At 65.3% G+C, this 14,844-nt stretch carries 12 protein-coding genes; all 12 read left to right on the forward strand.

Features of this window, described 5'->3' with window-relative positions; genetic code table 11:
• Positions 1-193 precede the first annotated feature (193 nt).
• The 12 genes from iolG to G7068_RS09905 all read left to right on the forward strand — a co-directional run bounded on the left by iolG (position 194) and on the right by G7068_RS09905 (position 14,782).
• Complete coding sequence (gene iolG / locus G7068_RS09850; RefSeq protein WP_166291608.1) at positions 194-1,216, forward strand: inositol 2-dehydrogenase; 1,023 nt, start codon at positions 194-196, stop codon at positions 1,214-1,216.
• Between the two features lies 1 nt (position 1,217).
• Positions 1,218-1,994: a TIM barrel protein gene (locus G7068_RS09855; protein ID WP_166291610.1), complete on the forward strand. Its 777-nt coding sequence runs from the start codon at positions 1,218-1,220 to the stop codon at positions 1,992-1,994.
• Between the two features lie 343 nt (positions 1,995-2,337).
• Complete coding sequence (locus G7068_RS09860) at positions 2,338-3,549, forward strand: AI-2E family transporter (protein WP_166291612.1); 1,212 nt, start codon at positions 2,338-2,340, stop codon at positions 3,547-3,549.
• Positions 3,550-3,589: 40 nt separating this feature from the next.
• Positions 3,590-4,648, forward strand: coding sequence for a LacI family DNA-binding transcriptional regulator (locus G7068_RS09865; protein WP_166291614.1), 1,059 nt, complete (start codon positions 3,590-3,592; stop codon positions 4,646-4,648).
• A 517-nt stretch (positions 4,649-5,165) separates the two neighbouring features.
• Complete coding sequence (locus tag G7068_RS09870) at positions 5,166-6,629, forward strand: aldehyde dehydrogenase family protein (protein WP_205881270.1); 1,464 nt, start codon at positions 5,166-5,168, stop codon at positions 6,627-6,629.
• Between the two features lie 48 nt (positions 6,630-6,677).
• Positions 6,678-8,627, forward strand: coding sequence for a 3D-(3,5/4)-trihydroxycyclohexane-1,2-dione acylhydrolase (decyclizing) (gene iolD, locus G7068_RS09875; RefSeq protein WP_166291616.1), 1,950 nt, complete (start codon positions 6,678-6,680; stop codon positions 8,625-8,627).
• A 9-nt stretch (positions 8,628-8,636) separates the two neighbouring features.
• Positions 8,637-9,440 carry an HpcH/HpaI aldolase family protein gene (locus G7068_RS09880; RefSeq protein ID WP_166291618.1) on the forward strand — a complete coding sequence of 268 codons (804 nt, stop codon included), beginning with the start codon at positions 8,637-8,639 and terminating at the stop codon, positions 9,438-9,440.
• The gene (locus tag G7068_RS09885; RefSeq protein WP_166291620.1) at positions 9,437-10,348 is read left to right on the forward strand and encodes an NAD(P)-dependent oxidoreductase; all 912 of its coding nucleotides are present in this window, start codon (positions 9,437-9,439) and stop codon (positions 10,346-10,348) included. Before G7068_RS09880 ends, G7068_RS09885 begins: the two co-directional genes overlap by 4 nt.
• Before the next feature lie 79 nt (positions 10,349-10,427).
• On the forward strand, positions 10,428-11,423 hold the full coding sequence (locus G7068_RS09890) for a substrate-binding domain-containing protein (protein WP_166291622.1): 996 nt from the start codon (positions 10,428-10,430) through the stop codon (positions 11,421-11,423).
• A gap of 29 nt (positions 11,424-11,452) precedes the next feature.
• Complete coding sequence (locus G7068_RS09895; RefSeq protein WP_166291624.1) at positions 11,453-12,499, forward strand: ABC transporter permease; 1,047 nt, start codon at positions 11,453-11,455, stop codon at positions 12,497-12,499.
• Positions 12,496-13,416 (forward strand): ATP-binding cassette domain-containing protein, encoded by a 921-nt coding sequence (locus tag G7068_RS09900; RefSeq protein WP_166291626.1) that lies wholly within the window; start codon positions 12,496-12,498, stop codon positions 13,414-13,416. Before G7068_RS09895 ends, G7068_RS09900 begins: the two co-directional genes overlap by 4 nt.
• Before the next feature lie 163 nt (positions 13,417-13,579).
• Positions 13,580-14,782, forward strand: coding sequence for an MFS transporter (locus tag G7068_RS09905; RefSeq protein ID WP_166291628.1), 1,203 nt, complete (start codon positions 13,580-13,582; stop codon positions 14,780-14,782).
• Positions 14,783-14,844: the final 62 nt, after the last annotated feature.

Here is a 14,844-nt window from a genome sequence, read left to right on the forward strand (position 1 = left end):
TTCGATGTGCGATGCCGTACCTCACGGGGTCCACCACGTACGAAATCGCCCACTGCAGAGAAGCTGCCCTTGAAGTTCAGGGCCGCAACACCCCGAAGTCCGCGGCAAGCGTCGTACAATAGACCTATTGTCCTATCAAACTAGATCGATGGGTCTACCGAGACCCCCAGATCCTCACCCTAAGGGAACCGCAATGACGCAAACACCTGTCCGCTTTGGACTCATCGGAACCGGCCGCATCGGCCAGGTACACGCGGCCAGCATTGCTGCCGCACCCGACGCCACCCTCGCCTGGGTCGCGGATCCCTTTATCGACGGAGCCAACGCGGTCGCCGCAAAGTTCGGCGGCACCGCCACCGCATCGGCCGAAGAACTCATCTCGGCTGGAGCGAAAGGCGAGATCGACGCGGTGCTGATCGCGTCGCCCACCCCCACACACGTCGACCTCATCGAGGCCTCGGTGCGCGCGGGCCTGCCGGTGCTGTGCGAGAAGCCGATCGACCTCGCCATCGCCCGCGTCGACGCGCTGCGTCCACTCATCGCGGAGTCGGGGATCCCGGTCGCCCTCGGATTCAACCGCCGCTTCGATCCCGACTTCAAGAGCGCCCGCGCCCGCGTCGCCGCCGGTGAGATCGGCGATCCTGAGCAACTCATCATCATCAGCCGCGACCCGGCCGCACCCCCGGCCGACTACATCAAGGTCTCGGGCGGCATCTTCCGCGACATGACCATCCACGACTTCGACATGGCCCGCTTCTTCGTAGACGACATCGTCGAGGTGCACGCGACCGGCACCCGCGCCTTCGATCCCGGCGCTCGCGAGCACGGTGACTTCGACACGGCGGTGACCACGCTGCGCGCGTCATCAGGCGCAGTAGTCACGATCATCAACTCGCGCCACAGCGCAATCGGCTACGACCAGCGCATCGAGGCCTTCGGCGGCCGCGGCATGTTGCAGGTCGCCAACGCGCCGACCAGCCTCGTGAGCCTCTCGACCGCTGAGGCCGTCGAGGCGAAGCCCGCCTACGGCGAGTTCTTCCTGGAGCGCTACGCTGAGGCCTACTCCGCCGAGCTCGGTGAGTTCATCAAGCTCGTGCGCGGCGAGGCTTCGACCAGCCCCACCTTCGAAGACGGCCGGGCCGCACTGATCCTCGCCGATGCCGCGCAGCGCTCGGCAACCGAGGGTGTTGCCGTCGCTGTGGATCTCGGGGCCTAACATGGGCTACCGTCTCGCGGCGTGCGCCGAGATGATATTCCTCGACCTGCCCTTTGTGGAGCGCGTCGAGAGGATTCGGGATCGCGGCTTGCTCGTCGAGATCTGGGACTGGAGCACAAAGGACCTCGCAGCACTCGCCGCAACGGGAGCCGAGTTCTCGTCGATGACCGGTTACCTGCGCGGCGACCTGACCAGCAGCGAGGGTCGCGCTGAGCTTCTCGCCACTGCTCGCGAATCGCTGCGTGCCGCCGAGGTTCTCGATTCGCCTCGACTGAACCTGCACGGCACCGGTCTCGGTGAGGGTGGACTGCCGGTTGTGCCACGTGAAACGGTGAGCGGATCCGACTGGCTGCACGCCGCCGACACCCTGCGCGAGATCGCAGAGTTGGGGGCCGAGGCCGGGCGCATCTTTGTGCTTGAGAACCTGAATCTCGCGGTGGATCACCCGGGCGTTCCCTTCGCAAAGGCTGCCGACACACTCGCGCTCGTGCGCGGCGTCGACCACCCGAATCTGCGGCTGAACCTCGACCTGTACCACGCCCAGATCGGCGAGGGGAACCTCATCGAGCTGGTGCGCGAGGCGCTGCCGTGGATCGGCGAGATCCAGGTCGCCGATGTGCCCGGACGCTGTGAACCCGGCACGGGTGAGATTCGCTATGAGGCGGTCGCGCGTGCGCTGCGCGATCTCGGCTACACCGGCGTGATCGGCATGGAAGCCTGGGCGAGTGGTGATCCTGAAGCCGCGCTCGATGCGTTCGAGGCGGCCTTCGCGGTCTGAGCTGGCGTGCGGGAGCGCAGGATCCTGCTCGCACTCACTTCGGCATCGCCACCCCCTGCGGTGAGCGCAAATGGACCTTATGCATGACCAAAAGGTCCATTTGCGTTCACCGCAGGGGTGCCATGGAACTCGCCCTGAAACCCGCCTCGAAAGCGGCAACCTCATCCTCTTTGTGTGAGGCGCGATAGGGCACGTGGGTGTGAACTCGAAGACAGACGACTGGGCAGCCTGCCCGAATCGTCTGAGTTCTCGAGGAGGAGCCGTGTCTTGGTTTCGCAGGCGCAAGACGGCAAGTGCACAAAGAGGGGCGCAACCGGCAGGTACCGCTGCCCAGGGTCCCGCCATGGCCGACTCGTCAAAAGGCACGACGGAAACTCAGCCCGAGAACGGCTCCAAATTCGCAAATTACCCGCGAAGCGCCCTCATTCTCGCGGGCCTCGGCGGAGCGACGCTCACGGCCGTGGGCCTGTGGGCCATCCAGTCGTTTTTTGCGCCGTTCTTTCTGGCGCTGGTGCTGACGATCTGTGCGCACCCGATCAGGGTTGCCCTTGAGCGCTGGGGTGTTGCGCGCGGTTTCGCGACCGGCTCGGTGATTACCGTGGTGTTCCTGATGCTGGCCGCGTTTGTGTTCGCGCTGGTGGTCGCGTTCGGGCAGTTTGCCGCGCTGTTGCCGCAGTTTGGGCCGCAGATCATCGACATTGGCACGCAGATCGGGGACTGGCTCAAATCGATTGGCCTCACGCAGGAACAGGTGAGCTCAATCACCAGCGGCTTTGACCCGGGTCGCATTCTTGGCTTCGTTGCAGCCCTGCTCGGCAACGTGACCAGCGTGACGGTTGGGCTCGTGATCGTTCTGACCTCGCTGATCTTGATGGCCATGGACGCCGTCTATGTGCCCCTGCTCATGCGTCAGGTTGGACGCACAAGGCCCAACATGGTCGCGGCGCTCGCGGGCTTTGCGACCGGGGTGCGGCGCTACATGGTCGCGACGACCGCGCTGGGTATCGCGCAGGGCCTGCTCAACTGGGTGGCGCTCGTGATTCTCGATATTCCGGGGGCTTTTCTCTGGGGGCTGCTGTCGTTTCTCTGCAGCTACATTCCGAACATTGGCTACTTCATCGCGATCATTCCGCCGATTGTGTTCGGGCTGTTGGTCGGTGGCTGGCCGGTTGTCATCGCCGTAATTATCATCTACGGGGTCATTAACGCGGTGGTGCAGTCGCTGATTCAGCCGCGTGTGGTTGGCAACGCCGTTGCGCTCGGACAGACGATCACGTTTGTGTCGGTGCTGTTCTGGGCGGTCGTGATTGGCCCGATCGGCGCGATTCTCGCCATCCCGCTGACGCTGCTTGTGCGGGCGATCCTCATCGACTCGAACCCGTCGGCTGCCTGGTGGCGGCCCGTGATCGGCGACCTCACCGAGACGAAACGCATCATGAAGGATGAGGATCTGCGCTCGAAGCAGGCCAAGAAGTCTCGCCCGCGACGCCGGGCCGTCGGTGTGGCCGAGACACGTTCGCTCGAGACCGACCCGAAGCCCTCGCCGCCCGCGTAGGCGCGCGGCCCCGTAAGATGAACGGGACGCTAGGAGGGTGATGACGGAGCAAGGCAATCCCGCGCAGGGCACACCCTCAAAACCCTCAAAACCCTCAAAACCCGCGACTATTCGCGATGTCGCGCGTGAGGCAGGGGTCTCGAAGTCGCTCGTGTCCCTCGTATTTAACGGCGGCGAGAACGTCAGCGAGGAACGCCGTAAGCGCGTCTTGCACGCGGCCGAGCGCCTGGGATACCGCCCAAACCTCGTCGCCCAATCCCTGTCGGCGGGGCGTCGAGACGTTGTGGCGATCCTCGTTTCGAACCTGCACAACCCGCTCTTTGCCGAGATCGTCAGCGCCGCGAAGGCCCGGCTGGTCGAGGCGGGGCAGCGCACGCTCATCGTGAGCGCGCAGGTTGATGACGATGGTGGATCCGCGGTGCTGGATCGCGACAACATCGCTATCTTGCGGGATCTGCGCCCCTCAGGGCTCATCACCGTAGGCACCATCAACGGCTTTGCAGAGCTCGCAGACCTGACCGCCACGACTCCAACGGTCGTCGCGAGCGCGATCGATACCACCAAAGACGTCGTCGCCATCGTGCGCAGTGACGACGAGGCCGGCCTGGACCTTGTTGTCGCCCACCTCGCGGAGCAGGGGGTCGAGCGGATCGCCTTCATCGGCGGCGACGGTGGCACGGTTTCCGCCTCGCGCGAGGCGGCGTTTCGGGCCTCGGCCGCCAGGCGAGGATTTGGCGACAATGCCCGGGTCGAGCGGGCCGACTTCACCGAGGCGGATGCCCGCAGGGCCGTGGCCGATCTGATCGCCCAGGACCGCCTGCCGCAGGCCATCATCGCGGTGAACGACCTCACCGCCATCGGCGTCATCACGGCCCTCGAAGAGGCTGGCGTTTCTGTTCCGGGCGACTGCCTGGTGACGGGCTACGACGACACAATGCTCGCGGCGATCCCGCGCATCTCACTCACGAGTGTTGACCCCGATAATCGCAGGATCGGCACGGCGGCCGCAGAGGCCCTGCTCGCGAGCGGCGAGAAGCGGATCGGCGAGGTGCTGGTGGCGCCGCGCCTGGTCGTGCGGGGATCCTCGACCGCTCGCTAGTTCGCTAGCCCGTTCGCCGCTGCCAACGCCGCCCCCCGCGTGTGTTGACTAGTGCCTGCGTGTTGACTAGTGCCTGCGTGTTGACAGGTTGAAACTACTTGCGGGTCAGCCAGTGCAGGCGTAACTACCGCGCCGCACGTGTCGACCGGTGTAGGCGTTACAACCGCGCCGCGCGTGTCGACCGGTGCTGACATGTCAGCCGGTTGAAAAGGGCGATTCTGGACCGGCAGAGGTATGAGTACCGGCTGACAGGGTGGGCAGGGTGGACGGGGAGGGCAGGGTGGGCAGGGTGGGCAGGGTGGGCAGGGTGGGCAGGGTGGACTGGGAGCGCCGGGGAGCACCCGGGGGTGCCGGGGAGTGCCAGGGGTGCTGGGCCTGGTTGCGGCAGCCGTGGATGGAACAGGTTACCGGTCCGGTCAGGGGCACCAGACCCTCGCGACACCCACCCAGTTGACATTCGTCGCTCGCTGTGTTTACAATTTGGACCGGTCCAAGTCAACGTTGAATGGCGGTTTAAGTGAGCGAGCAAACAGCAAACGAGCAGGGCACGACGCGCAGTTTTGGGCTGCTCATCGGCGGAGAATGGCGCGAGGCCGCGGGCGGGTCTCGTGCGGAGGTGCGCTCACCCTACGACGCCACTGTTGTCGGAGAGGTCGCCGTCGCCACCGAGCACGACGTTGACGCCGCAATAGCGGCAGCCGAGCGCGGTGCGGCCACCTGGCGGCGCACCCCCGCGCACGAGCGCGTCGCGATCCTGAGCCGCGCCGCCGACCTCGCCGATCAGCGAGCCCACCTCATCGCGGCCACCATCTCGGCCGAGAATGGCAAGCCGCTCGCGGAGGCGCTGGGCGAAGCGCGTCGCTCCGGAGCCATCATTCGACTCGCCGCCCAAGAGGGAAGCCAGCTCTACGGCGACAGCCTGCCCCTCGACGCCAACCCCGGCACCGGGCAAGACAAGGTCGGCTTTACGCTGCGTCAGCCCGTCGGCATTGTCGTGGCCATCACACCGTTCAACTACCCCGCGTTGCTGGTTCTGCACAAGGTTGGCCCGGCCCTCGCGGCCGGCAACGCGGTCATCCTGAAGCCCGCGGGTGCGACGCCACTGACGGCCCTCGCGCTCGCCGAACTCTTCGTTGAGGCAGGCCTGCCGGAGGGCGTGCTCTCCGTGATCACGGGATCCGGTGCCGCAATTGGCGACGCCCTCGTGCGCGACCCCCGGGTTCGCAAGATCTCCTTCACCGGCTCGACCGCTGTGGGCGAGCGCATCTCGGCACTCGCTGGCGTGAAGAAACTCTCACTCGAACTCGGTGCCTCCTCGCCCACGCTCATCCTGCCGGGCGCAAACATTGAGCACGCGGCGACCGCGGTCGCTCTCGGCGGCTACGTCAACGCGGGCCAGGTCTGCATCTCGGTGCAGCGGGTCGTGGTGCACCGCGACATCGAGGCCGATTTCCTCGATGCCCTGCTGCCAAAGGTAGCCGCGATCCGCACGGGTGATCCGTTTGCCGACGGCACCACGCTCGGGCCGCTCATCACGGCGCGCGAGGCCGAGCGCGTAGAGCGCAGCATCGCGCAGGCCGTGGCCGAGGGGTCGCAGTTGCTCACGGGCGGCGCTCGAGACGGCTCGTTCATCTCACCGGCGGTGGTCGCGGGAGTGCAGACCGGCCAGGCGCTTGCCCAAGAGGAACTCTTTGGCCCAGCGGTCGCCGTGACCACGGTTGACTCCTTCGACGCCGCACTCGACGCGGCAAACGGCACCCCCTACGGCCTCGCGGCCGGGGTCTTCGGTGGCACCCTCGCCGAGGGGATCCGCGCAATGCGCGAGATCGACGCGGGCAGTGTGCACCTCGGCTGGACCCCGCTGTGGCGGGCAGACCTGATGCCCTACGGCGGCTTTAAGGCCAGCGGCTACGGCAAAGAGGGCGTGCGATCCACGGTCGAAGAAATGACCGAGGTGAAGACCGTCATCTTGCACAGCTAACGGGCTCGAACCGACACACAGACTTAATCACGACAAAGGAGTTCAGGCATGGTGCAGGGAATCTCGGGCGAAACCGTCCGGTTGACGGTTGCTCAGGCGATCATTCGATACATCGCGGCGCAGTACTCGGTGGCTGACGGCGAGCGTCGCCGCTTCGTGCCGGCGGCGCTCGGCATCTTCGGTCACGGCAACGTGGCCGGGCTCGGGCAGGCTCTCGCCGAGCACGAGGATCGCCTGCCCTTTGTGCAGGGTCGCAACGAGCAGGCGCTCGGCCACATGGCCACCGGCTTTGCCAAGGCATCAAAGCGCCGCCAGACGCTCGCGGTCACGGCATCGATTGGGCCAGGATCGACGAACCTCGTCACGGCGGCAGCGCTCGCGACGGTCAACCGCATCCCCCTGCTGCTGCTCCCCGGCGACACCTACGCCACCCGCCGCCAGGGTCCCGTGCTGCAGCAGCTCGATCTTCCCGGCACCCCCGATGTCACGGCGAACGACACCTTCCGCCCGGTCTCGCGCTTCTTCGACCGCATCAACCGCCCCGAGCAGTTACTCACGGCGCTGCCGCAGGCCTTCCGTGTGCTCGCGAACCCCGAGGAGACGGGCGCCGTTGTGCTCGCACTGCCGCAGGACGTGCAGTCGCACGCCTACGACTTCCCGATCGAGTTCTTCGCGGAGCGCGACTGGGTGATTCGTCGCCGGGTGCCCGATCAGGCCGAGGTTGCCGAGGTCGCCGCGCTGATCCGCACTGCCGAACGACCACTCGTCATCGCAGGTGGCGGGGTCATTTACTCGGACGCGCAGAGTGCCCTCACCGAGCTCGGTCGCCAGACGCTGCTGCCCATCAGCGAGACCTTCGCGGGCAAGGGCGCCGTTGTTGAAGACGGCCCGTGGAGTGTGTTCGGGATCGGCCTCGAGGGTTCACCCACTACCAATCGACTGGCTGAGAGCGCCGACCTCATCGTGCACATCGGCACCCGCCTGACCGACTTTGCGACGGCCTCGCAGTCGATCTTTCAGAACCCCGGCGTGCGTTTTGCGTCGATCAACACGGTCGAGCACGACGCGGTCAAGCAGGGCGCCGTCGCCGTAGTCGCGGACGCGCAGCTTGCCATTTCGGCGCTCGCAGCAGAGCTCGCGGACTACCGCGTGCCCGCAGACTGGGCCGCAGAGGTTATCGCAGCCCGCGAAGCCTGGCTGCCCGTGCGAGAGGCCGCGCTTGATCCTGACGTACTCTTCCCGAAGGCCGATCACCCCGAGCTGCCGCAGACCGACGCCGTGCTGACGCAGGGCCAACTGATCGGGCTGCTGCAGGAGCACTCGCGCTCGGGCGACACCATTGTTGCCGCGGCGGGTGGCCCTCCCGGAGACCTGCAGAAGGTGTGGGACGCGACCGACGGCCGCAACGCGCACCTTGAGTTTGGGTTCTCGTGCATGGGCTACGAGCTGCCCGCGGCCATGGGCGTGAGGGTCGCGGATCCCGATCCTAACCACCGCGTGACCGCGTTTATTGGTGACGGCACCTTTGTTATGATGCCAACGGAGATCGTCACCGCCGCGCAAGAGGGCATCCCCTTTACCGTGGTCATTTCAGAGAACCACGGCTACCAGGTGATCCGGCGGCTGCAGATGTGGCGAACGGGCGAGCACTTCGGCAACGAGTTCCGGTATCGCGAGCAAGGCGGATCCCTCGCCGGTTCCGACGCCGCGGGCCTAGAGGGCGACTACCTGCGCATCGACCTCGGCAAGATTGCCGCTGGTCTCGGCGCGGAGGTGCGCACGCCGAGCACCGCGGATGAGGTGCGCCAGGCGCTCGCCGAGACGCGAGACGTGCGCGGACCCGTTGTGATCGTGGTTCCCACGATTCCGCACGCCGACCTGCCGTCTTCGGACGTGTGGTGGGATGTCTCGCCCGCCGAGGTGTGGGAGCACGTTGACACCTCCGAGAAGTTGACCGAGTACGCCGAGGGCCTGGCGCAGCAGCGCTGGCACGGATAGGGGCGGCGCATGAGTGAGAACACAGCGAAACTCAGCGGCCCACTCGCCGCGGGCCGAGCACTGCGAGAGCGCATTCTGGCTGGCGATCCCACCGTCGGCACCTTTCTTGGCCTGGGGTCGGTCACGGCCGCAGAGGTCTGCGCCTCGGCCGGACTCGACTGGGTGCTCATTGATCTTGAGCACGGCGGGGGTGACGAGGATCAGGTCGGCGCGATCGCTGCGGCCGCGGGTGCCTACGGCACCGCGACTCTCGCGCGCGTCGAGCAACCGGAGCGCATTCGCATAGGGCGCGTGCTCGACGCGGGGGCCGCCGGCGTGATGCTGCCCCGCATTTCGAGTGCAACGGAGGCCGAGCAGGCGCTGCGGCACAGGCTGTACCCGCCAGAGGGCGACCGCGGCGTTGCGACCTACAACCGTGCCGCTCGCTGGGGCGGTGAGGTGACTGAGATGGATCTCGCGAACGAGCGAGCGCTCGGCATTGTGCAGATCGAAACCGTCGGCGCGATGGCCGAGCTGGACGCGATCGCGGCGGTGCCCGGCGCCGACGTGCTGTTTGTTGGTCCGCAAGACCTCAGCTACGCGCTCGGGGTGCCGAGGCGCTTTGACGATCCTGAATTCCAGCAAGCGCTGGATCGGGTGGTCGAAGCCTGCCGCGCGAACGGCAAGGTTGCCGGAATTCTGACGAACAATCGAGCCGGTGCAGACGCCTATCTCGAGCGGGGATTTGGGTTTATCGCGATCGGCTCCGATGCGACGCTGCTTGCGGCGGCGATGGGATCGGCGATCCCCGAGGCCCTGGGTGGCGCCGCATGAAGCGAGTCGTTGTGGGGCTCGGCCCGGTTGATCCCGAGCTTGTGCTCCCGTATCTCGGCGACGAGGTGCAGTTTATTAGGGAGCCTTCGGCCGGTGACCTCGCCGTGGCCGAGGGTGCGATCGTGCGCGCGGCCTACGACGTTGACCGGGCCCGCCTCGACACCATGCCCCGCCTGCGCGTAATTGCGCGCACCGGAGTTGGGGTCGAACGGGTTGACCTTGCTGCCGCTGCCGAGCGCGGAATTCCCGTCGCGGTTACGCCCGGCAGCAATGCTCAGGCCGTTGCCGAAGGGGCCTTTGCCCTGTTGCTCGCCCTGGTAAAGCGGGTTGGTGAGTCAAACTCCTACGTTGCAGGGGACCGCTGGGGTGTAGATCCTGTTCCCGTGCCGGGAGACGTGTTCGGCAAGACACTCGCGGTTGTTGGGTTTGGCAGGATCGGCAGGATCGTCGCTGGGTTTGCCACCGCGTTTGGCATGCGGGTGCTGGTGCACGATCCCTTCGTGCGGGCTGATGAGTTTGAAAACGTGACGCTCGAAGAGGCGCTTCAGCGCGCCGATGCGATCACGCTGCACCTGCCAGGTGGCGACGGAGAGCTGCTCGGCCGGGATCGGTTGGCGCTCGCCAAGCCGGGGCTCGTGCTGGTGAACTGCGCGCGAGCAGAGCTTGTTGCGACGGAGACGCTCGAGTGGGCGCTTGAGCAAAAGATTCTCGGTGGAGTTGGCCTCGATGTCTTCGCCACCGAACCGATGCGCGAGCACCCGCTGGCGCATCATTCTCGCGTGCTGCTGAGTCCGCACACCAGTGGATTGTCTGAGGCAGCGATGGCGAAGACGTTCCAGATGGCGGCTGAGGCAGTGCGTGAGGTGCTGGAAGGTCGTTATCCAAGCTTTACCGAAGAACTCGCCTGACCGCGAAAGTTACGGTACTGTAAAAAGCAAGCGAAAGCTTTGTAACGACATTAGTTCAATTACACGATGGAGTGAAGCGATGTTGAAATCACGAAAAACCCGCTGGATGAGGTTTGGCCTCGCCACGATTGCAGCCGGTAGCGCGCTACTTCTGGCGGCGTGTGGCAGCCCTGCAGGTAAGGATACCGGTGACGGCGGCAGCAGCGCGCCAAAGACCGAGAAGCTGAAGGTTGCGCTCATCACGCACCAGGCCCCCGGCGATACCTTCTGGGACATCGTTCGCTCCGGTGCTGAAAACGCAGCGGACCTCAACAACATCGAACTGCTGTACAGCTCCGATCCTGACGGCGCTCGCCAGGCCCAGCTGGTGCAGCAGGCTGTTGACCAGAAGGTTGACGGCATTGTTGTGACGCTCGCAAAGGCCGACGCCATGTCGGGTGAGGTCAAGAAGGCCGTTGACGCGGGCATCCCCGTCTTCAGCATCAACGCTGGTGAAGACGAGTACAAGGCCATGGGCGTGCTCGCCCACTTCGGCCAGAACGAGTTCATCGCGGGCCAGGCGGTCGGCGAGCAGCTCAATAAAGAAGGCTCGAAGAAGGCCATCTGTGTGATCCAGGAGCAGGGCCACGTCGGCCTTGAAGCGCGCTGCGCCGGTCTCAAGGACACCTACAAGGGGCAGTCCGAGATCCTCTACGTCAACGGTCAAGACATGACCAGCGTCGCCTCGACCATCACCTCGAAGCTGCAGACCAACTCCGATATTGACTACGTTGTTACCCTCGGTGCACCGTTTGCAATGACCGCGGTCGACGCGATCAAGGATGCCGGTAGCAGCGCGAAGCTCGCCACCACCGACCTCAACGCAGATGTCTACAAGGCACTCGGTGACGGCTCGATCGTGTTCGCCTCGGATCAGCAGCCGTGGCTGCAGGGATACTCCGCAGTTGAGGCAGTGCGTCTCTACAAGGAGGGCGGCTACGTGCTCGGCGGTGGCCAGGCAGTGCTGACCGGCCCGTCGATCATCACCAAGGACAACCTCGATACCGTCTCGGCTCAGTTCAAAGACGCCAAGTAACGGTCGCACCGAAAGAAATTGAAACACTGATGTCTACTGCAACAGCCCCAAAGGCTGACGAGCGTCTGGCCTCCGCCAACTGGTTTGTGAGCTTCTTCACCAAACCAGAGGCGGGGGCCACCGCCGCGGCCCTGGTTCTCGCGATCATGTTCGCGGTCGTCGCGCCCCAGTTCAGCAAACCTGAGTCGATCGCCACGATCCTCTACGGCGCCTCGACCGTCGGCATTATGGCCGTCGGTGTTTCGCTCCTGATGATCGGTGGTGAGGTCGACCTTTCCGCCGGTGTCGGCGTGGTGTTCTCGGCGCTGTCTTCTTCACTGTTCCTCTACTGGTTCGGTGGCAACGTCTGGTTCGGCGTCATCATCGGCCTGTTCACCTCGCTGCTCCTCGGCTTCGTGAACGGCTGGTTATTAACAAAAACGAAACTGTCGAGCTTCATCATTACCCTGGCCACGTTCTTTATGGTCACGGGTCTGAACCTCGGTGTGACCCGCATGATCACGGGTGGCGTTGCCGCTCCGTCGATCGAGCGGTGGCCCGGCTTCGACTCGGCCGCAGCGATCTTCGCCTCCGATATCCCGGTCTTCGGTGTCAACGTCAAGATCACGGTGTTCTACTGGATCCTGCTCGTGATCATCGCGACCTGGATCCTGCAGCGCACCAAGGCTGGCAACTGGATCTTCGCGAGTGGTGGCGCTCCAGATGCAGCCCGCGCCGTCGGCGTACCCGTGGTGTGGACCAAGATCTTCCTCTACATGGGCGTCAGCTTCTGCGCGTGGTTGCTCGGTATGCACCAGCTGTTTGCGTTCAAGACCGTGCAGTCGGGTGAGGGCATCGGCAACGAGTTCCTCTACATCATCGCCGCGGTTGTTGGTGGTTGCCTCATGACGGGTGGCTACGGCAGCGCAATCGGTGGTGCGATCGGTGCACTGATCTACGGCATGGCTCTGAAGGGTGTTGTCTACGCCGAGTGGAACCCGGACTGGCTGAAGTTCTTCCTCGGTGCGATGCTCCTGGGTGCGACCGTGCTGAACTACACACTGCAGCGCCGCGCTGCGAGGGGAGGCAAAAAGTGAACGCCGTAACCGATACCAAAACCGTGCCGCTCGTTGAGCTGCGTGACGCTGAGAAGCGCTACGGCAACATCATCGCCCTGCGCGATGTGAGCCTGAAGGTCGCCGCCGGCGAGGTCATGTGTGTGCTCGGCGACAACGGCGCTGGCAAGTCGACCCTCATCAAAATCATCGCGGGTCTGCACCAGCACACCGACGGTGAGTTTCTCATCGAGGGCAAGCCGGTCAAGCTGGGTTCGCCGCGCGAGGCGCTGAACTACGGCATCGCGACGGTCTACCAAGACCTCGCGGTGGCGCCGCTCATGCCGGTGTGGCGCAACTTCTTCCTGGGTTCCGAGGTAACGAAGGGTTGGGGTCCGTTCAAGCGCCTCGACGTTGAGTTCATGCGGAAGACCGCGAAGAAAGAGCTACTCGACATGGGCATCGATCTGCGCGACGTGGATCAGCCGATCGGCACCCTCTCGGGTGGCGAGCGTCAGTGTGTGGCCATTGCCCGCGCGGTGTACTTCGGTGCCAAGGTGCTGATTCTCGACGAGCCCACTGCGGCGCTCGGCGTGAAGCAGTCGGGTGTCGTGCTTCGCTACATCATTCAGGCTCGGGATCGCGGCCTCGGTGTCATCTTCATCACGCACAACCCGCACCACGCGTACCCGGTGGGTGACCGCTTCCTGCTGCTCAAGCGCGGCCAGAGCATCGGTTACCACGAGAAGTCCGAGATCACGCTCGAAGAGCTGACCGGGTTGATGGCGGGTGGCGCTGAGCTGGAACAGCTCGTTCACGAGCTGCGCCAGGTTGGCACGAGCACCGACACGGTGCGCACGATCCGCGACGAAATCGAAGAGGATCCCTCTGCCGGTGTCGGCCGCATTACCGTGACCGAGGTGGTCACAGTGGTGCCGCCGGAGGATGACGGCCGGTAGCTGTTTGGTTGCCTGATCCCGCCGCGAGCGCCCAGATTCCCGACGAGCGGCCCCCTTACCAACGCGTGGTTAAGGGAGGCCCTCGTTGGTAATCTGGGCGCTCGTCGTGGGTGCGGGTGGTGTGTGGCGGGTCTCGGTGCGAGCGGTAGAGAAAGGGTAGAGCATGGCGGTGAGTAGTGCCGGGCGGCGATTCCTCATCTTTGCGCTCGCGTGCGGTGGGTTCGGGATCGGCGTCAGTGAATACCTGGTCATGGGTTTGCTGCCGCAAATCGCCGCGGATCTGCTCCCCGAACTGAGCCGCAGCGATCCTGATGCCGCGCTCGCCGCAACCGGAGGCCTCGCCTCGGCCTACGCCCTCGGGGTGGTGGTTGGTATGTTTACGACCCCGATTCTCACCCGGCGACTCTCGGAGCGGGGAGCGTTGCTGGTCTGCGCGGGCGGCATGCTGCTGTTTACGCTGCTGACGGCCTTCGCCCCGAACCTGACGATTGCCATTGCGCTTCGTTTTCTCTCGGCGCTCGCCCACGCGAGCTACCTCGGGGTCGGCGCGATGGCGGTTGCGCACCTGCTCGGAGGTGGCAAGTACGGGCGAGGCGCCGCCGTTGTGCACGGCGGTTTGGCCGCGGCAAACCTCGTGGGTGTGCCTGTGCTCACAGCGCTCGGTGCTGGCGGGGAGTGGCGGCTGATCCTCGGGGGAATCGTTACCCTGTTCTTCGCGGTGCCGTTTGTGGCTTTGCTGCTGGTAAAGCTGCCTGACGAACCGGCCGCGGCCGCGACTCAGTTGGGTGGTGCCGTGCGCAAGCGGCGCCTGCTGCTGCTGATAAGCGCGGCGGTGCTCGCAGCCGCGAGTAGCTTTGTGATCGTTACCTATATTGCGCCCGTGGTCACCGCCGCTCGCTCCGGTGATGTCTGGCTCACAACCGGGCTCGCGATGTTCGCGTTCGGGATCGGCATGAACCTCGGCAACCTCGGCTCCGGGTGGCTGGCCGACCGCGCTCCAAGCGTCGCGTTCTCCGGCGTGGCACTCGCCGGGGCCTCCGGTGCGGCGCTTCTGCTCGTGCCCGACGCGGGTGCAGTGATCGCCGTGATCGCGGTGCTGCTGCTTGGCGTGTGCCTCGGGGGAGCGAGCCCTTCTGGGCAGGTGCTCTACATGCGGGAGCTGCGTAAGTATCCACGCCTGGCCTCGTCGTTGCCCTCGGGTGCGGGCAACCTCGGCAGCTTCTTGGGTGCGCTGGTGGGTGGCGCGATCCTTGCCGGATCGGGCGTCGCGTTATTGCCGGTGGGTGCCCTCGCGCTGATGGCCGTGGGAATGGTGTGTTTCGTTGCGTATCGGGTGCTTGGCCGTGCTCGGCCTGAAACCCCCTAGGCGGGTCAGTTGGGCACAGTGATTTCGCAAAACACTATGCCCAATTGACCCGCGCTGCACCG

The organism is Leucobacter viscericola (assembly GCF_011299575.1).
GTDB lineage: Bacteria > Actinomycetota > Actinomycetes > Actinomycetales > Microbacteriaceae > Leucobacter > Leucobacter viscericola.

What these genes read in the sequence shown, in the direction of transcription:
- iolG (WP_166291608.1), top strand. Translation starts at nt 194, where the DNA reads ATGACGCAAACACCTGTCCGCTTTGGACTCATCGGAACCGGCCGCATC.
- G7068_RS09855 (WP_166291610.1), top strand. Translation starts at nt 1,218, where the DNA reads ATGGGCTACCGTCTCGCGGCGTGCGCCGAGATGATATTCCTCGACCTG.
- G7068_RS09860 (WP_166291612.1), top strand. Translation starts at nt 2,338, where the DNA reads ATGGCCGACTCGTCAAAAGGCACGACGGAAACTCAGCCCGAGAACGGC.
- G7068_RS09865 (WP_166291614.1), top strand. Translation starts at nt 3,590, where the DNA reads ATGACGGAGCAAGGCAATCCCGCGCAGGGCACACCCTCAAAACCCTCA.
- iolD (WP_166291616.1), top strand. Translation starts at nt 6,678, where the DNA reads ATGGTGCAGGGAATCTCGGGCGAAACCGTCCGGTTGACGGTTGCTCAG.
- G7068_RS09880 (WP_166291618.1), top strand. Translation starts at nt 8,637, where the DNA reads ATGAGTGAGAACACAGCGAAACTCAGCGGCCCACTCGCCGCGGGCCGA.
- G7068_RS09885 (WP_166291620.1), top strand. Translation starts at nt 9,437, where the DNA reads ATGAAGCGAGTCGTTGTGGGGCTCGGCCCGGTTGATCCCGAGCTTGTG.
- G7068_RS09890 (WP_166291622.1), top strand. Translation starts at nt 10,428, where the DNA reads ATGTTGAAATCACGAAAAACCCGCTGGATGAGGTTTGGCCTCGCCACG.
- G7068_RS09895 (WP_166291624.1), top strand. Translation starts at nt 11,453, where the DNA reads ATGTCTACTGCAACAGCCCCAAAGGCTGACGAGCGTCTGGCCTCCGCC.
- G7068_RS09905 (WP_166291628.1), top strand. Translation starts at nt 13,580, where the DNA reads ATGGCGGTGAGTAGTGCCGGGCGGCGATTCCTCATCTTTGCGCTCGCG.